The organism is Clostridium sp. AF17-21AC (assembly GCF_003461365.1).
In the GTDB taxonomy this organism is placed as follows: domain Bacteria; phylum Bacillota; class Clostridia; order Lachnospirales; family Lachnospiraceae; genus Coprococcus; species Coprococcus ammoniilyticus.
Map to the genome: position 1 here is coordinate 313,682 of NZ_QTWY01000003.1, position 19,461 is coordinate 333,142.

Here is a 19,461-nt window from a genome sequence, read left to right on the forward strand (position 1 = left end):
GAGATCAGACAGAAGCCCTTTTGATATTATAAGGAGACTTTTAATGGGTATTCATAAGGATATTAAGGGTGTATAGAAGGCAAATGCAGGCATATACCATAAAAGAGGAGACGAAAACGTGAGAAAATTATTGACGCTTGAGGATATCCATGAGCGTGAGAAAACAATGGTGTTCATGTTTCATGATCTGTGTGAGAAGCATGGACTGCGGTATTATCTGTGCGGCGGCACGCTGCTTGGAGCAGTCAGACATCAGGATTTTATTCCGTGGGATGATGATATCGACATTCTGATGCCACGACCGGATTATGAGAGATTGCAGGAAGTGATCAAAGAGCAGCCATTTCTGCCGGAGCATAAGTTCCTGTCAGCAAGCCTTGGCAATCTGGATGAGCCATATACGAAGCTTGCGGATACGAGGACAAGACTGGACAAATATTATACGAAGGACAAATATGACATCTATTTATGGATGGATATTTTCCCGATGGATGGACTGCCGGATGATGATGCAGAGATTGAGAAAATCTATAAAAAAGCACTCTGGTACCGTAGGATCATACAGTATCTGAAGATGAAGACCGGCCGGGGTGGCAATCTGGTCAAGAAGATCGTGAAGCCGGTCTTAAAGCCATTTGCACATCTGATCTGGGGCAAGAAGCGGACCGTGAAGAAGCTGATACGGCTATGTACGCAGTATGATTTTGAATCGTGCAAATATGTAGGAGGCATTGCCTGTGGCTATGGTCCGCAGGAGAAGATGCCGAGAGAGGAATATGTGAAGCCTGTGAAGGTGACATTTGGCGGCAGAGAGCTGATCGCACCGGGTTGTACAGACTATTACCTGACATCCCTTTACGGCGACTATATGAAGCTTCCGCCAGAAGAAGACCGGAAAGCTCACATTATCAAAATGTATCAGGTAGAGTAAGCATATAGATATTTGTATAAGGAACAGAGTAAACGGTGGACAACATGAATAGTACAAGTGTTTTCCATATCAAGACGAAAATAAATAAAAATCATTCAGGAGGAAATAAAAATGAAAGATAAGATTTTAGAAGAGGACCTGTTGTATATTGCAAATGCAGGTGGAGATTATGAGAAATTATACGGTAAATCCATCCTGATCACAGGAGCAACCGGGCTGGTTGGTTCACAGATCGTAAAGGCACTGCTTAAGATGAACGAAGTAAAGAATGCTGATATCACGATCTATGCATTTGTCAGAAATGCAGAAAAGGCAGACAAGATCTATGATGAATTTGCAAAGGATAAGCTGGTGTATGTGATCGGCGATGTTGGAAATCCGGTTACCGATGAGACTGTAACCCTGTCAAATGGCAAGAAGATCTCAGAAGTACAGATCAACTACATCATACATGCAGCAAGCCCTACAGCATCCAAGTTCTTTGTGGACTATCCGGTGGAGACGATCATGACTGCGGTAAATGGTACAAAGAATATGTTAGACCTTGGTAAGGAGAAGCAGTCCGAGGGTGTTGTATATATATCATCAATGGAAGCATTTGGTGCACCGGATCCTGAAAAGCCATATGTAAAAGAAGATGATCTGGGATACATTGATATCCACAATCCAAGAAGCTGTTATCCGGAGGGCAAACGTCTCTGCGAATGTATGTGTTCTTCTTACGCAAGTGAGTATAAGCTGCCGGTTCGTATTGCAAGACTGTCACAGACATTTGGCGCAGGTATCAGCTATGAAGAGAATCGTGTATTTGCACAGTTCGCAAAGGCTGCTATGAATAAGACGGATATTGTTCTGCACACAGCCGGAAAATCCGTTGGTAATTACTGCTACACCAGAGATGCCGTTATGGGTATTCTGCTCCTTCTTGTAAAGGGAAATGATGGTGAAGCCTATACCGTAGCGCATCCGGAAGCACATATCACGATCGGAGATATGGCAAAGATGGTTGCAGAGAAACTGGCAAATAATGAGATCAAGGTTGTATTTGACATACCGGAAAGCGCCATGACATTTGGCTATGCACCGGATGTAAATATGCGCTTGAATTCAGATAAACTTCAGGCACTTGGCTGGAAGCCGGTGATCGGTCTGGAGGAAATGTATACCCGCATGATGAAGAGCATGGAGTATACAAGATAAAGATTGGAAGAAATAAGCAGAAACTGCTGCTGCAGGGGACGATCTGTTCTATGGTAGCAGCAGTTATTTGCATTACAGGAAAGTCTGGGATAAAGAAAACAGGAGGACGTGGCAGTTGGTAAACAGGATCGTAGTCGGAGCGGACAGTTTCAGTATACATGGAAAATTTGATGAGCAGGGGATGTTCCTTTTGATGGAAGAGGGCGATATCCTTTCAGATGAGGATTTTGCGCGTATCGTGACCTTTGTTGATGACCACAGGAACGGAGATATCTTTCTGTTGCCGAAGAAATACGGACCGAGCAGGAACAGCAAGAAGGGAATCATGTATGCACCGTTTTCCGCATATCGCGAGAAAGGAAAGCATGCGCCTTGGCTTGCACAGAAGCTGGACAGAGATCAGGAATTTCATGGTGTCTATGAGCAGCTTACAAATGGGGTGATCTCTACGGAGATTTTAAGATTCCTGCACGGATTTACACCATTCGGTATGGTGTTTAAGGGAAGCCTGTTAAATCAGTTAATGGAGATCGCAGATGCTGGAATACAGGGTAGTTCTGCCGGAATACAGAATGCCGGACAGGATGCAAATGTGACATTCGGAGGCCCTGCGCATACATTGGAGGACGTTCTGGTAAAGGGATCATTTCCGGTATTAAAATGGCTGCTTGCGGTTCAGGCAAGAGCCTGTCTGGATGAGAAACTCTATTATATCGATGGTGTTGACTATACTTTGAAAAACAGCTTTGAAGGGGATAAGACCTTTTTTGAAGGAATCTATGACCGGGCATGGTATAAGGATACCGTTGATCAGCTGATCGAATGGTTAAAGGAAATGTCCATCCATCAGGAAACCCTGCAGATGCTTGTTATGCAGCATGCACTGTTCATTGTAAAATATATGATCCAGGCAAATCTCGATAACCTGAACAAGCATTTATTTGAAGAGACCGACGGCGAGGCTTTTTTGTGGAGGCTTGGGGAAGTGCTCTCTTATATAGATGATTCGATCATTTGTGAGAATCAGGGATACCATGTGGATATGAAGAATGAAGACTGCCTGGTATGGGTATTGCTGATCTTAAAGTATAAGGACACCGGTCTGGAATTTGATTTTACAGATGGCTGCTACAGCTATAATGATATCCAGATTGGAGAGCTTACGAAGCCGACGGCGGACATTCAGTTTATGGACAATAAAGATATGGAGGATCACACAGAGCTTACGATCGAAGGACGGTTATCGCCTATTCTTTTGATGAATGGAGCAGAGTTTGGTGTTCTGGTCGGTGACCGCTTCTATCCGGCAGAATATAATGAGCGGTATGCACATACAAAAGCATTTGGCATGTCGATCTTCAAGCTTCGGGCATTTACGATCCGGGTGGAGCTTCCATATGGACAGGAAACAGAACTGGCTTATGTAACAAGAGTCCGGGCGGATGTCTTTGAAAATGGTGAAACGATGGGAATGTCGGTAGAGGATCTTCCGGTCACTCTGGAATTCGATTCTCATTTCAGCCGTTTGTGTGACCGTTTCCGTCACAGCTATTGGAAGATCAATAAGAAGCTGTATATGTATAAGACAGAAGCCAATATCATGAAGGTTGATCCGGTAAAGCATGGGAAGATCGCAGGCAGAGAACTGACGTTATGGCGGGATATGTTTGCAACCGGACAGAAGAAGGTTATTAAGTTCATCATTGTCCGGGCGTTCTTAAAGGCAAAGCCGGTTTTAAAGCATCGTCCGATCTGGCTCTTTTTTGATAAGATATATAAGGCGGGGGACTCCGCAGAATACATGTACAAATATGCAAGAAGCAAGAAGGATGGCATCAAATGCTATTATCTGGCAGATGGAGCATCGGAAGATTATGCACGTCTGGAACGCGAAGGTATGAAGCCGGTCAAACGGAGAAGCATCAAGCACCGGTATGCATTTTTGTATGCGGATATGGTGATTGTGTCAAACTCTACCGTCTACGCATTTAATGATTTCGGTACGATCAATTCGGCACTGATCCGTGATCTGATGAACTTCCATGTAGCCTGTGTCCAGCATGGTATGTCTATCCAGAAGATTGCAGTTGCGCAGAACCGGTTGAGAGATAATACACGGTTGTATTTCTGTGCATCCAAATATGAGATTGAAAATCTGTCGAAGCCGATCTACGGCTATGAGGGTTATGATGCATTGAAGCTGACCGGAGTACCGCGTTATGATGGACTCATAAATGAAGATAAACGGCAGATCCTGTTATCTCCGACCTGGCGGATGCAGGCAGCAGTTCCGGTTACAAAGAATGAGGGTGTGAGCCGTGACTACAATCCACTTTTTAAGGAGACAACCTATTATCAGGTATATAACAGCCTTATTAATGATGAGCGTCTGATCGCTGCGGCAAAGAAATATAATTATAAGATCGTCTATGTACTTCATCCGATCGTCAGCCCGCAGATCGATGATTTTGATAAGAATCATTCGGTAGAGATCATTCCGGCGGTTGCCGTTCATGGACATTCCGGTGTCAATTATGAGAAGGTGTTCCGGGAATCCAGTCTGATGGTTTCGGATTTCTCCGGCGTTCAGTTTGATTTCGCTTATATGCGTAAGCCGGTGGTCTATCTGCACCATCACGATATACCGAAGCATTATGAGGAAGGAACCTTCCACTATGATACGATGGGATTTGGCGAGATCTGCGAGGACAACGACGAATTGATCGATGTTCTGATCTCTTATATGCAGAATAACTGCGAGATGAAACCGGAGTACCGCAGACGTGCCGATGATTTCTTCCGGTTTGACGACCATGACAACTGTGAACGGATCTATGATGTCATGATCGACTACCAGAAGACAAAGATTCATTAAGATATAGCTTTTTCTATAGCATCAACTATGATCTCCAGGGTTTTTAACCGGGCATATTTTTTATCGACTGATTCGATGATGTGCCATGGAGCATAGGTGGTGCTTGTTTTTTGCAGCATTTCATTGACGGCTGTTTCGTATTGATCCCATTTTTCACGGTTTCGCCAGTCCTCATCTGTGATCTTCCATTGTTTTTCCGGTGTATTCTGACGCAGCGTGAATCGTTCAAGCTGGGTGTCTTTATCAATCTGTATCCAGAATTTGATGATCACAGCACCCCAGTCATACAGTTCTTTTTCAAATTCGTTGATTTCGTTGTAAGCACGTTTCCAGTCATTTTCACTGCAAAATCCTTCGATCCGTTCTACCATGACTCTGCCATACCATGTTCGGTCGAAGATAGCTACATGACCGGAGCGTGGAAGCCTGGTGAAGAAACGCCAGAGAAAATGTCGGGATTTTTCATACGGAAGAGGACTTGCGATCGGAAATACTTCGTAACCGCGAGGATCTAATGCTTCCGTTACACGCTTGATATTGCCGCCTTTTCCGGCAGCATCCCAACCTTCGTATGCAATGATGACAGGAATCTTTTTGTGGTAAATGCTGTTGTGCAGCTCTCGAAGTTTTCCCTGTAATTCTTTCAGACGTTTGGAATATTCTTCATCAGATATCGTCTTGTCCCGTAAAGAGATATCTGACAGCTTCGGCATGTCCATAAGAGGGAATACATTCTGCGGGATCGGAACTGCCAGTGAATGATTCTGTAGGGCAACACCGATTCCCTCGGTCAGGATTTCCAGAACCTGAAGCTCCGCCCATTTCTTGGAGCAGCCATCGATGATATACCATGGCGCGCGGGAAGAATCGGTAGCATCTAAGAATTTGTCAAAGATGTCCATGTATTTGTCATAATGTTTGTTCTGTGCTAGGTCAGTATCGGTCACTCTCCATTTGGTTGCAGGATCATCGGCAAGCGTCCGGATCCGTTTCTTCTGTTCTTTTTTCGAGATGTTCAGGAAGAATTTGACAACCAGATAGCCGTTATCGGTCAGCTGTCGTTCAAATCTCCGAACATTGGCAATTCGAAGCTCGTAGTCTTTTTTTGACAATTCTTTGTGTGCGTATTCACGCGTAAGCTGATCCATCCAGCCGGAATCCATAAAGACAAAATTGCCGGCTTCCGGTATCTCTTTTACAAATCGCCAGAGAAATGGTTTCCGCCTGTCCTCTTCTCTGACCTTTTCCAGCGATGCAACCCGGTAAAAACGTGGATCGATATTGTTGATGATCCGTCCGACCAGACTGCCTTTGCCGGAAGTACCCCAGCCTTCTACCAGAACGATGACCGGAAGCTTGTGTTCCCGGACAGCCAGCGTCTGCGCCGCCAGCTTTTTCTGCAAAGCCTTTAACCGTGTATTCATTTCCTCGTCCGATGGCTTTTCCTTCATAATTCGATTATTCAACATACATAACACCCCCTGTGTAATAATGAAATTAATTTTTTATATTGTGTGAATTATGCGTTGGGATATCTTAACTTACCAATACAGGGGCATCTAAGGACCGTTGCAGACCTAACTGAGACCTTACCGAGGTTTATCCGAGGTTAGTTCGAAGTTACACAGCGGGGAAACGAGCGGAAGCGTCCCCTGATTGGTAATGTTAAAGGTATCCCATGCATATCAATGTATAATATAAAAAATTAATTTCATTATTTTCCGGTTATATCATAAAGTCAATGGACAAAATGTTTAAATTATCTAAAGGACACGCATATAAAAAAATTTTTTAATGTGTTAACAAATTCTATTGTCATGCCGACCGTTATATTGTAGAATATACATGAGGTTAGGGTTGGATTCTTGTAGAATTTATTTTGTGCTGAATTTTGAAATAATATTGAATGAAAGCATTCTTTTTTTTTCAGAAAGAATGCACATAGGAATGATACAGGAGGGACACAGACTATGACATCAGGTGAAGAATTATTAGAATTAAGAAAGTCTACAGGAATGAACAGACGCGAATTTGCTGAGTATTTCGAGATACCGTATAGAACTGTACAGGACTGGGAACTTGGAAATAGAAGAATGCCATACTATCTTCTTCGTCTTATGGTTTACAAAGTAGACAAAGAAAATCTTGCAAAGCAGGATTGATTCAGGTAATTATTTTTTAAACAGATGATGGGCGAATAGGTATTGAAAAATCACGGGCATGTTATGTGTCCGTGATTTTTTAAGAAAAACAGAAAATAAAGCACACAAAACAGGGAGTAGAAACAGTGGCAAAGCAGTACGTGATGATCAATGACATAATCGAAGAACATAATGCGAGAATGTATAACTTAAGAAAATACTACCCGTTTTTTGTGTTATCGGAAACTGCATTTACACAGTACAGGGATGGACGATATAACAGTCTGGATATGGGATATATCACCATGGCGGTACTGCGTTTTTTTATTGAGGAAAACAACTTCAACGAGAGGGACATCACATATCCCCAGTGTGAAGCATTTATAAAAGAGCTACTGATCCGTGATTTCGATATTGAGATCGAGGACGAGGATATGGCAGACCTGATCTTATATATATTTGACAAGATCAGAAATGATGGAAAAGCATTTGAATTTACATTTTACGATCCGGGTAAGAAGCAGAAGAAGACCGGGCGTGTCAGACTGATCGACAGCCGGATCACGGATGGAAAAGTGCTCTATTACATAACTGCGGATGGGATAGAATTCTATCTTGATACCAAGGAGATCAAGGACGAGAGCAAGATCAATGTAGAACAGGTTTTGCTTGAGAAGATGATCACCGGAGAGAATTTCAAGGGAGGTATCGAGGTTGTCAAGCGGATCAACAGCGAAGTGAACCGGCTTGTAAGAGAAAAAGACGATATCGTAGATCTGCTTTCTTACGATGTATTTGCCGGGGCAGAAGCTTATGAGAAATATATGAAGACGGTTGGCAAATGGTTTTCCGAGGAACAGAAATTATTTGCGAAGAACAAGGCACTGGTCGATAAGGCAGTTGCGAAAGCGAACTTTGACCATCTGACAAAAGGTTCTACGTTGTTGGATGAGATCAGTCAGTTGGAGCTGGAATTGAAGAAGACCATATTAAAGCATGGAAATCTGATCAACAGCACCATGGAATTACAGAATATATCGGACAACATTATTCAGAAGGCGAAGTTAAAGCGTCTGCGTCCGGTATTTGATTTTGAAAAGGAATTACAGAAGATGATCAGGGGGGATCGGCCGGATAAGATGGGCATGATTCTTGCTCCTTTATTTGCACCGGCGATCACGAAGTCGTTCTCGATGACATCGATCGACAATCTTCTTACGCTCAAATCAGAGGATGAGGCGAAGATGGTGACAGCAAAGAAAGAAGATGTAAATGCGAACTTCCGTTACGAGGACGAGATTGAAGAAGAACGCTCCGGCAGAAACTATGGCAAGTTATTCTTTGAACTGATGGATGTGCTTGCCCGCTGGAAGAAGCTCAGCCTGAAAGAATTCAACGGATTCCTAGAGATACGATTTGGAAAAGAAATCTATGAGAATGCCGATTATTACGCATTCCTTACCCATCTGGCACAGAAGAAGGAATATGATATCAGACGGATGTTAAAGAAGCAGGATACCATGCTTGAAAAGCTGGTAGTTGACAGTATTCGGGAATATCAGAAGGTGCGGGACAGCATCGGAGAGCAGCAGATGCCACAGGCTACAGCCGACAGCATTTCAACCGTAAGCGTACCGGATATTTATTCGGAAGATGCTTATGCTCCGGATATCTCATTTGAGCCATACAAAGATATGCGCTTCACGCTGACCTTTGACAGCACTGAGGAGATCCCGGTTGGAGCAGATATGTATGTTACGAACATAATATTTGAATTGCAATAAAAATACATGTGAGGAAAAAAGATGGACAGCAGAAATTTGGATAAGGCGATTGAGATCTACGCCAGACTGATACAGGGCGAAACGATCGCGAAAGCAAGCAGAGAAAACAGTGCTCTGTACGAAGATTATTATGGAAATGCAGAGGTCTACGAGATTGTAGGCAATCTGTTAAAGAAACTGAATCTGAGTATTTACGAATACAACGAAGCACTTTATATCACTCCGGGTGAAGGCAACCGGGTATTTGGTTATACAAATGACGATATGAAGCGCATACTTGGACTGCGGCTGAATAAAGAATTGTTCCTGTGCTATTTCCTCATGTATGTGATCCTGCTGTATTTTTATAAAGATTCCGGAAGCTATCAGTTCCGTGAATTTATCAAGCCGGAAAAGGTGATCGAAGAGGCGGACAAATATCTGGCAGATGTGACGAAGCGGTTGTCTGTATTTTCTGCAGAGGATGTCGGGGCAGAGAGCTTTAAAGCGGTTGGGCTGCTGTGGGATGAGCTTCCGGCAGTCAGTCATGCAGTCTATGACGGAGAAAAGACGAAGGCGTCAAAGGCATCCAAATCCGGTTATGTGAAGCTGACATTTAACTTTATGGTCAGCCAGAAATTATTTGTCGAGAACGAAGAACGCTACTATCCGACCGATCGGTTCAAGGCGTTATGTGAGAATTATTTTGAAGAATACAGGGGACGTCTGTATCAGCTGCTTGGAGGTGAAGAGGATGCCGTGCATTAACCGAATACGGGTAAATAATGTAAAATACAACTTTGGTACACAGCAGTACGATGATTTTTCGATGCGTATGTATGGCAAGAACACGCTTTATGACCTTGCAAACGGTGGAGGAAAGAGTGTGCTGATGCTTCTTCTGCTTCAGAATCTGATACCGAATTGTACGTTAGATGATAAGCAGCCGATCGAGAAATTATTCCGGAATGGTGGCGGCAATACGACTATTCATTCCCTGATCGAATGGAAATTAGACGACGCGGATATCAAGGATGGATACCGCTACATGACGACCGGCTTCTGTGCCAGGAAAGCAAAGGAATCCGACGAGGGAGCATCACAGGACGGACAGACGGCGGCGATCGAGTATTTCAATTACTGCATTTTCTATCGGGATTATAATAAGAACGATATCATTAATCTTCCATTGTCAAATGGTAATGAAAGAATTACATACAGTGGTCTAAAATCCTACATTAAGGAGCTTGGACATAAGGATATGAGCCTTGAAGTGCGCTTATTTGAGCGGAAAGGGGAGTACCAGCGGTTCATCAGCGAATATGGTCTGCATGAGAGCCACTGGGAGATCATCCGTGGAATCAATAAGACAGAGGGTCATGTCCGTACTTATTTTGAGACGAATTATAAGACGACCAGAAAAGTAGTAGAAGATCTGCTGATCGAGGAGATCATAGAGAAAGCATTTCTGACCCGTACCGGTAGGGATGGGGATGAGAGCACGATGGCAGAAACGCTGCTTGATATTAAGGATAAATTGAACGTGCTGGCACAGAAGAAACGGGATATCGCGAACTTCGATCATCAGATCGAGCTGATCAATGTCCTGCAGGCAAAGGTCAATTCCTGTATTAACCAGTACGAGGCACACGAAGATATCACAAGGCAGCTTGCGGATATCTATGTGACGGGAAAAGAACTGACATCGAGAGAAAATGAACATCTGGAAGAACTGCTTGTGGCAAAACAGACTGCATTTGAACAGAAGGAAAGCCAGAAGAAGCGGTTGGAGAATCTGAAGATCACCAGAGATGGTTTCCGTCTGCAGGAGCTCCGGGATAAGTCAGAACAGTTAAATGCAAATCTTGCTGAAAATGAACGACAGGTATCGGCATTAAAGCAGGATATGAATATGAAAGAAAGTATCAATGATTATCTGGGTTATCTGGAAGACAGAAAACAGTTATCCGAGAATCAGAAGATCATCGATCATATCTTACAGAATACCGGGGCAGACCGTGAGAAAATGACGGTCTATGCCTATAACAGAAAGCTTCGGGATGATGCGCGTTTGAAAGAGCTTCTTCTGGCAAAGGAAGAGGTCGAACAGTCGCATGAGTATGCAGTGAAAGAGGCTGATTACTGCATGAAATGTATCAAAGAGGGCGAGATCGATCTGGCTGTATCCGGGGATAATCGGAAAGCGGCTTCGGACAAATTACAGTCCTTAAATAACAAGATATCCGAGCTGACCTCACAGGTTGCCCTGCTTGTTGTGTCGGATGCGGCAAACGTGATCGAAGCATCCGAAGAAAAGGCAGCAGAATTTGAGGCATCCTTACAGGCACTTGCAGAGAGCATACGGGAAGATCAGGAGCAGGTATTTGAAGACCGTTACCGGTTGTCACTTGCGGAAAACAGTCTGGAAACACTGGAAAAAGAATATGAGACAAGCCATCTGGATGCAGAGGAATATCGTCAGGCAGCTAAGAAGTTAGAAAGCATTATGGCGGTATATAGTGTAGAGAAAGCAGAAGAAATCATAGATGCGATCAATGCAAGGATCACAGGAACGCTGACCGAGACGGTCATCAGAAAACAGGAGATTGACCGACAGCTTGCAAGACGCAAATATCTGGAATCCGGACGTTTATTCGGACCAAGTGCAGGAGCATCGGCAGTTATTGATTATATCGTGACCAGACATGGACATATGGCGATGCACGGAGCTGATTATCTGGCAGCACTTAAGCCGGAGCAGCGGACGGAGATCTTGAAGAAAAACGGGGCACTTCCGTATGGAGTAGTCGTGAAGAATTTCGCTGATATTGCAGAGGATATCAATCTGGATTCGATTCAGACAGACAATGAAATGGTTTTGATCTACGATATGGATGACCTGTCTGAAAAGGCAGTTACCATAAACGAAAATGCCGTTATGGTCTGCAGAAAAGGAGAATATTTTACAGATGATGAGATTCTGAAATCGTTAAAGGAAGAACTGACGATCCAGATCCGTGGCCTTGAGGATGAGATATCCATGATCGATGAGAAGCTTGCGACCTACCGGGAAGATCTGGCATTTGTCAGTCATCTGGCAGATGAGAGGCACCTGGATGCGGCAGATATCGAACGAAAGCTGAATCAGGATCTGTTAAATAAAAAGGATGAGGTCCGTGAGCTTCAGGATCGTATAACAGAACGGACAAGCCGGATCACCCAGCAGAAAGAAGATGAGGCATCCGTAAAAGAAAAGCTGCATGAGCTGGAGGAAGACAAATCAATCCTGCTTCGTATTAAGGAGCTTTCTGATCTGGCAGTTGAGGAAGAATCCCGTTATACGGAGAATGTTCAGAAAGAACAGCGGATCACCGGACAGATCGAGGAGCTGAAGCGGGATGCAGTCAGATGGAATACAACTGTGAGCGAGACGGAGGCACGGATGCTTGCGATCGCAAACAGTATTCAGGATATACAGGATAAATGGCAGAATTACTTCAAACCTTATTACCTGGAGGATGGCAAAGTGGATGTGTCACTGGATCCAAAGCAGAAGATTCAGGTGGCACTTGGACAGGAAACGGAAGATGTATCCAGACGGGATATCGAGATCCTTACGATCTCTGATGAAGTGCTGGAGACAGAATTTATGGCGATGTATGCAGTAGCAAATAAAAATGCACCGGATGTAGAGGATAAGAAGAAGTTGGTTCAGGCATTGTCACAGTCAATGGATCGTATCCTGCATACGATCGAGAAGCGTGGCGTGAAACTCTCGGATCTGGAAGCACAGACACAGTTATTTACCACATCTGAACAGCAGTTACAGGCACTTTCTGATGAATTGATGCGTCTGGAACTGGTATCAGCATCCATGGCGGAAGAACTGAAGAATGTATCAAAGGCTTCCGGCAGATTGGAAGGAAATATCGAATATGCGGTTGCCAGTCTGAAAAAGACTTATGGTGAAGATGCATATGTAGAAGAACAGATTTCTTTAAGTGAAGCAGAGCAGGCGATCGCACAGGGCGATCAGATCCTTGCCGAGCTGGAACAGAGTTATAAGAAGACAGCAGAGAAATATGAGACCTGTAACAAAGAGCAGGGCTATATGATCGAGCTTTATAAAGATGTAAAACGTATCGTAGATACAAATGACATCAATGTAGAAAATGGTAAGCTGTTAGAAGCCGGAAAAGAGGAGCTGCGACAGGCATTTGAGACCAGTTTGTTACGATATGACAGAAGTCGCAAGAATTTGGAAAAGACAAGAAATGAACTGATGCGGTTCAAGGGACAGACAGCGGAAGCACTCAGTGAAATGGGTGTATTCGAGATGGCAGAAACGATCCGCAGAGATGTCATCATACCTGAAAACTACTATGATGCAAAGGCGTTACTTGAAAGCCTGTTACAGATCATTTCCTATATCGATCTGGAAAAGGAAAGAGTGGAAAAAGGAATCGAAGATATGGTTGCGATCAAGGAGAATTTTTGCAGTCAGTGTTTACAGCGTTGTATGGATGTAAAGACCGAGCTTGAGAAGCTTCCAAAATTATCGAAGATCACCGTTGGAGAAGAAGTCATCCGTATGGTTGATCTGACGATCCCATATGTGAAAGAAGAATTCCTTGCACAGCGTATGTCTGATTATATTGACGATATCGTAAAGGGCGCAGATGCCTATGAGGATGAGAGGAAGCGTGTCCGTTATATCCGTGACTGTCTTGCATTGAAGCGGTTATTTGGCGTAATGGTCACAGACATGAATGCGATCAAGCTGAAACTATATAAGAGAGAGCGTATCAAGGAGCAGAGCCGGTATCTTCGTTATGAAGAAGCGGTTGGTAGTACCGGACAGTCACAGGGTATCTACATTCAGTTCCTGGTTGCGATCATCAATTATATTGCAGGTATGTATTCTTATGGCGCGGAGGGTGAGATCTCTACAAAGACGATCTTTATTGATAACCCATTTGGCGCGGCAAAGGATGTATATATCTGGGAGCCGATCTTTGCCATGCTTGCAGCTAATCATGTGCAGTTGATCGTTCCTGCCCGTGGCGCAACTCCGGCGATCACCGGCAAATTTGATGTGAACTACGTTCTTGGTCAGCAGATGGTCGGTAACCGCCAGCAGACGGTTGTTGTCGATTACACCAGCAAGACCTCGCAGGAGGAACTGGAATATCAGGACATCACCTACCAGCAGGCAACCTTTGACTTTATATAATGGTATTTGTTTTATTTGTGGTTATAATCAAAGATTTTTACATAAATTTACCGAAAGTTACATTGAGACATGCTGTTTATTACATTAGTGTCTTTTTTGATTATTTTTCTGTTATGCTGAATCTGTCGACAATATAGGTGCCGGAAAGAAGAAACTTGTCAAATAACAATATTAGATGTGTTTTGACATGAAAAAGGTAGCGTAATATAATGAATAGAAAAAAGAAAAGACATACTGACAGTGAAAAACAGGAACTTATTTCTTCGCTGGTAATTATGAATGATGCAATGTTTGAGGTTATGTGTGAAGACCCTCTTTTTATAGAAGAACTTCTTCAAACAATTTTCAATAATGCTGAACTCAAAATTAAACCAGATTCTTTGATTGCTCAAAAAAGTATCCGCAATCTTGCGGGCCGTTCAATTCGAATGGATGCATATGTTATAGGAGAAGAAGATAATGTATTTAATATAGAAATACAACGATCTATGAATTGTAATCATGTGAAAAGGGTTCGGTTTCATGCGTCTGTAATAACAGCAAATAATTCAGAGCCAGGCGATTCGTTTGATCATGTTCAGACATTATGTATTATATATATTTCTGAATTTGATATTTTCAGAAAGGGACGAACGATATATCATGCTCAGAATACAATTCTGGAAACGGGAAGCGTTGTTGATAATGGACTGACAGAAATTTATGTAAATACTGAAATAAAGGATGGAAGTAAGATATCGGATTTAATGACTTTATTTCAAAAAAAGCAATTAACAGTCGCTGATAAGGATAAATTTCCAAATACTTATAACAAATTTACACATGTGAAGAACAGTATAAAGGAGGATGGTTATATGAAAGATGAATTTGCAGCTTTTGTACGTAGAGAAGGAATTTATGAAGCGATTGAAACTTATGATGAATGTGGACTTGATCAGAAGGAAACCATTGAAAGAATAATGAAACGATATGATCTGACCAGGGAGCAAGCAGAACAATACTATAGTGATGTGTTTATTGTTTCATAAATTAAGATAGATCTATAGGACAAAACGTGTTGATAAAAACCGCCTCCAGCCCTTTATTTATGAGGGCTGGAGGCGGTTTAATCTTTTTTTGATTTACTGGTGGTAGTAGCTTAAGAAATCAGCAATTCTTCCCATAGCGGTTTTAAGCTGCACGATATTTGGCAGATATACGATACGGAAATGATCCGGGTCTGTACAGTTGAAGCCGGTACCACAGGTGATCAGGATCTTCTTCTCACGGAGAAGATCAAGGGCAAACTTCTCATCATCCTTGATATGGAACTTCTCCTGATCCAGTTTCGGGAATATGTAGAAAGAAGCTTTTGGTTTCACAACGGATACACCGGGAATGTCACAAAGGGCATTGTAGATATATTCACGCTGTTCGTAGATTCGTCCGCCCGGAAGCAGGAGTTCATCGGCACTCTGATAACCGCCCAGAGAAGTCTGAACGATACTCTGTGCAGGAACATTTGAACAAAGACGCATTGAAGACAGAAGATTCAGACCTTCGATGTAGCCTTTTACATGATCCTTTCTGCCGCATAGACACATCCAGCCGATACGGTAACCGGCTACACGATGGGATTTGGACAGACCGTTGAAGCTGATCGTGAACACATCCGGTGCCAGAGATGCGAGTGCAACATGCTTTCTGCCATCCATAACCAGTCTGTCGTAGATTTCATCTGCAAACAGGATCAAATCGAATTCTCTTGCAAGATCAACAATCTGTTCCAGAATCTCCTTTGGATATAAGGCACCTGTTGGGTTATTTGGATTGATCACGACGATACCCTTTGTATTTGGAGTGATCTTACTTCTCATATCATCGATATCCGGATACCAGTCACTCTGTTCATCACAAATATAGTGAACAGCAGTACCGCCTGCCAGTGTGACAGAAGCTGTCCATAATGGGTAATCAGGAGAAGGAACCAGAATCTCATCTCCATTATTTAAAAGTCCCTGCATAGACATGGTGATCAGTTCACTTACACCATTTCCGGTATAGATATCGTCAATTCCGACATTTGGAATATGCTTTAACTGGCAATACTGCATGATAGCCTTTCTTGCGGAGAATAAGCCCTTGGAATCGGAATATCCTTCGGTGTCTCTCAGATTGTAAGACATGTCTTTGATGACTTCATCCGGTGCGTGAAAACCAAATGGTGCAGGGTTTCCGATATTCAGTTTCAGAACATCAATGCCCGCTGCCTGCATGCGGTTTGCTTCGTCCATAACAGGACCTCTTATGTCATAACAAACGTTATCGAGTTTCGTTGATTTTTCGTATGTTCTCATGCGATATACCTCTCTTTATAAGAATTTATCCGGCTCCCAAAACCGGAAGTTAAGCAACCTTAAGAATCCATTCTTGTACAGGAAACTGTTGTTATGGGAATTTGCCGGACTTTATAAGATGACAATAAAAAAGCCCAAGCAAATAAATTTTGCTTAGGGCGAACTTATTATTTTTATAGTCCGTGTTACCACCTAACTTCAGGAAAAACTTCCTGCACTCTGTACGGCCAGATCTCTTAACCGTTGTTCCTGTAACGTGGAACCTTCCGTTGACTGCTAATCTAAAACCTATTTCGCAATCACAGCTCGGGGACTGCTTCCTTAAGATGTTCTACAGGCTCACACCAGCCGCCTGCTCTCTGAAGTAACACTTGCTTAAGTACTCCTTCCTGTCATAGCCTTTGATTTTTCTAAAAGTCTAGCACTGCACAGGGGAAAAGTCAACTTAATTTTTATGGAATTATAATTGTTTAAAAAATATATACAATTAATACTACAATACAACATTTGAATACAAAAAGACAAAATAAATACAATAAAATGATTAAATTGTCAAAAAATAATGTTGACAAAATGGGTATTATCACATATAATAAAGATACATTAAAGAACGGTCATCAAACAGATGCCACCTGGATAAACAGATCGAGGTCCGGTACACGGAAACTGGTCAAAAGTAAAAGGTGTTTTCCAGAAGTTCAAGGAAGGAGGAGATTCCGTTGGATACAATTGAAGAACAGTTTTATCATAGCAGCATACATGATTGGGAAGTTGTTTCCACACGGGATGCCTTATCGATATAACTTGAAACAAGTCCCCACACAGATGCCGGTTCGGCATAGATTGAAGTATCGGGACGTAGGTATTAGATTACCGATTATGTTCTGCTAGGATTGTTCAAAACACAAGATATAGGTAGTGTTTCAAGGGCATTAGGCTATATCACATAGACGCTTAGAAGTTGTTGGAAGGATTGGTACAACATAGTATCTGTTCAGGCAGTGACTGTTACAGATGCCACTTGTTTAGATTCGTTATAAGCAGGAGTTTATATAATATGTACCATTGCGGTATAACATTTCACATCTTTTGAAATATTGTACCATACATCTAAAATTTGAATGATGCAGTTGCATCGGGAGCATACATAATTGCTCATCCTTCAGTAGAATTTATTTATAGATTTTATATAAAATGGCGTTTTATATGGCGGGTGTGGAAACCTCGAATATTTACAGAATACTTCGACAATAATCTAAAATTAAATACATACAAAGACCCAGGTGCTTATGCATCTGGGTTTTTGTATGTATTTAAATTGATCCGGTTTCAAATATTTTAAAACTTTTAGTTCACATGATCTGTCATATAAATAGCGGCAGAAAATCTGTAAGTGGATTTTGCAAAATAAACAGTGTAGCCGCTTGCGTTTGTTTTTGCAAACGACTATATTAAATATTAGAGAAAGCGAAAGCTGAAAGACCTGCATAAGGACATTTTATTACAAAGAAGAGGAGACGAGAAAATGGCTACAAATGAAAACAATAATGTTCAGGAAACGACCGGACAGACACAGAACACGGCAACAGCGACACAGACGCAGCCGAATACAGCTGCAGCACAGAATGTGTATGGAGCACAGCAGGGCTATACATATGGAGCATATGATACGAATGCACAGAATAATGCATACTATCAGCAGAATGCCTATTATAACAATGCACAGGCAAATCCATATAATACAAATTATTATACGCAGACGTCACAGCAGACGACATCGTCGGAGAACAATTATTACAATAGTCAGGTATCCGGAGATGTATTTGACGAGGTATTCGTTGAAAAAGGTGAAACGCCGGTTGCAACATTAAGCAATGGCATGGTTCTGAATCTGATTTCGGGTGAGGGGTTAAAAAATGAGCAGGCAGTACTTACAGATAAACGATTATATTACAATCACCGGGAAGGACTGATCAACCGGATATCTACAAGAGAGATTGTAGATGCAGCAGATATTACCGGTACAAAGATAACAGATAACAAGCCATATTCCATTCTGATCGTTGCGATACTGATTCTGATCGGTTCGATCATAGGAGCTTCATCAGCCGATGATGGCAGTATATTGGCAAGTGGTATCATTGTTGCAATTATATTCCTGATCACATTCCTTGTTTTGATCAAGAAATGGCTAGTGATCGAATATGCAGGTGGACGCATCAGACTTAGCGTAAAAAAATATGGTATGAATAACATTATTGCATTTCAGAAAGCTATCTACAGAGTAAAAACGGAAGTTAAGCAGCATTAATTAAAAAGGAGACAGTCAACCCATAGCAGGTGGGGTGACTGTCTCCTTTTTTTTCATACCGTCTGATCGGATGGAACAAAGATTGGAAAATCCGGGATATTATAAGAGAATACAGCCGTAATTATGATAAGGACGATCAGGAATATATAGCCGATGGCATATATCCATTTGGGGATCCGATGAAGTGGCAGCAGATGTATGGCACTTAAGAACTGCCCGGCAAGAATACCGATTCCATAGGCGGTCAAGTCAATCGCCATGCTGGTACGATCGAAGCCGCCGGATAAGACATAGTAGATGCTTACAATGATAAGATTGGCGATACAGATACCGGTTGAGATCATCAGGATAACTTTATGAATAGAAGGCTGATCGGGAATGTAGTGCAGTGCATAAAGAATCAACATGACGATCAGAGTCGGAAACAGGGTAAGCTTCAGATGCTCCCAGATACTTTCATTGATCGGAGCACACCAGGCAATGAGGCTGTTTTTTCCAAGAATATCATAAAGAAAATGCCAGATACTTCCGAGAATGACAATACAGATCGAAGAAAAGATACCCCAGATAAAAAAGTTATATTTGCCGGAATGATACATAAGAATGATTCTCCTTGTAAGATTTTCATAAAGCGCAGAAGCAGTTTTGTATTTAAAAATAGAATTATATTT

Annotated in this window: 12 protein-coding genes and 1 other annotated feature; of the genes, 9 read left to right on the top strand and 3 right to left on the bottom strand. The window is 42.3% G+C overall.

The genetic code is table 11. The features are described from left to right. The first annotated feature begins 118 nt into the window (after positions 1-118). The 3 genes from DWW85_RS06550 to DWW85_RS06560 all read left to right on the top strand — a co-directional run bounded on the left by DWW85_RS06550 (position 119) and on the right by DWW85_RS06560 (position 5,006). Positions 119-931 carry a LicD family protein gene (locus tag DWW85_RS06550; protein WP_117808071.1) on the top strand — a complete coding sequence of 271 codons (813 nt, stop codon included), beginning with the start codon at positions 119-121 and terminating at the stop codon, positions 929-931. Between the two features lie 111 nt (positions 932-1,042). Further along, the gene (locus DWW85_RS06555) at positions 1,043-2,131 is read left to right on the top strand and encodes an NAD-dependent epimerase/dehydratase family protein (protein ID WP_021944663.1); all 1,089 of its coding nucleotides are present in this window, start codon (positions 1,043-1,045) and stop codon (positions 2,129-2,131) included. A gap of 115 nt (positions 2,132-2,246) precedes the next feature. Beyond that, complete coding sequence (locus DWW85_RS06560) at positions 2,247-5,006, top strand: CDP-glycerol glycerophosphotransferase family protein (protein ID WP_117808072.1); 2,760 nt, start codon at positions 2,247-2,249, stop codon at positions 5,004-5,006. Here DWW85_RS06560 and pap read toward each other — a convergent pair. After that, on the bottom strand, positions 5,003-6,475 hold the full coding sequence (pap, locus tag DWW85_RS06565) for a polyphosphate:AMP phosphotransferase (protein ID WP_117808073.1): 1,473 nt from the start codon (positions 6,473-6,475) through the stop codon (positions 5,003-5,005). The two genes, DWW85_RS06560 and pap, sit on opposite strands and share 4 nt — an antisense overlap. A 501-nt stretch (positions 6,476-6,976) precedes the next feature. Between pap and DWW85_RS06570 the strand changes: the two genes are divergently transcribed. The 5 genes from DWW85_RS06570 (at position 6,977) to DWW85_RS06590 (ending at position 15,171) form a co-directional block, all read left to right on the top strand. Next, positions 6,977-7,168: a transcriptional regulator gene (locus DWW85_RS06570; RefSeq protein WP_008402480.1), complete on the top strand. Its 192-nt coding sequence runs from the start codon at positions 6,977-6,979 to the stop codon at positions 7,166-7,168. Between the two features lie 125 nt (positions 7,169-7,293). Then, positions 7,294-8,931, top strand: coding sequence for a hypothetical protein (locus DWW85_RS06575; protein WP_117808074.1), 1,638 nt, complete (start codon positions 7,294-7,296; stop codon positions 8,929-8,931). 21 nt (positions 8,932-8,952) lie between these two features. Then, the gene (locus DWW85_RS06580; protein WP_008402483.1) at positions 8,953-9,678 is read left to right on the top strand and encodes a DUF6063 family protein; all 726 of its coding nucleotides are present in this window, start codon (positions 8,953-8,955) and stop codon (positions 9,676-9,678) included. Beyond that, the gene (locus tag DWW85_RS06585) at positions 9,665-14,143 is read left to right on the top strand and encodes a hypothetical protein (protein ID WP_117808075.1); all 4,479 of its coding nucleotides are present in this window, start codon (positions 9,665-9,667) and stop codon (positions 14,141-14,143) included. The genes DWW85_RS06580 and DWW85_RS06585 overlap by 14 nt, the downstream gene beginning before the upstream one ends. Before the next feature lie 209 nt (positions 14,144-14,352). Then, complete coding sequence (locus DWW85_RS06590; RefSeq protein WP_117808076.1) at positions 14,353-15,171, top strand: PD-(D/E)XK nuclease family transposase; 819 nt, start codon at positions 14,353-14,355, stop codon at positions 15,169-15,171. Positions 15,172-15,264: 93 nt separating this feature from the next. Here the strand turns inward: DWW85_RS06590 and DWW85_RS06595 are convergent, their stop codons facing one another. Next, positions 15,265-16,479, bottom strand: coding sequence for an aminotransferase class I/II-fold pyridoxal phosphate-dependent enzyme (locus DWW85_RS06595; protein WP_021944668.1), 1,215 nt, complete (start codon positions 16,477-16,479; stop codon positions 15,265-15,267). A gap of 151 nt (positions 16,480-16,630) precedes the next feature. Then, positions 16,631-16,884 (bottom strand) — a binding site (T-box leader). Positions 16,885-18,004: 1,120 nt separating this feature from the next. Between DWW85_RS06595 and DWW85_RS06600 the strand changes: the two genes are divergently transcribed. Beyond that, positions 18,005-18,790, top strand: a complete 786-nt coding sequence (locus tag DWW85_RS06600; protein WP_117808077.1) for a hypothetical protein — start codon at positions 18,005-18,007, stop codon at positions 18,788-18,790. Positions 18,791-18,843: 53 nt separating this feature from the next. On the opposite strand, the gene DWW85_RS06605 is transcribed toward DWW85_RS06600, so the two are convergent. Then, positions 18,844-19,389 (bottom strand): DUF6512 family protein, encoded by a 546-nt coding sequence (locus DWW85_RS06605; RefSeq protein WP_117808078.1) that lies wholly within the window; start codon positions 19,387-19,389, stop codon positions 18,844-18,846. Between the last annotated feature and the right edge of the window lie 72 nt (positions 19,390-19,461).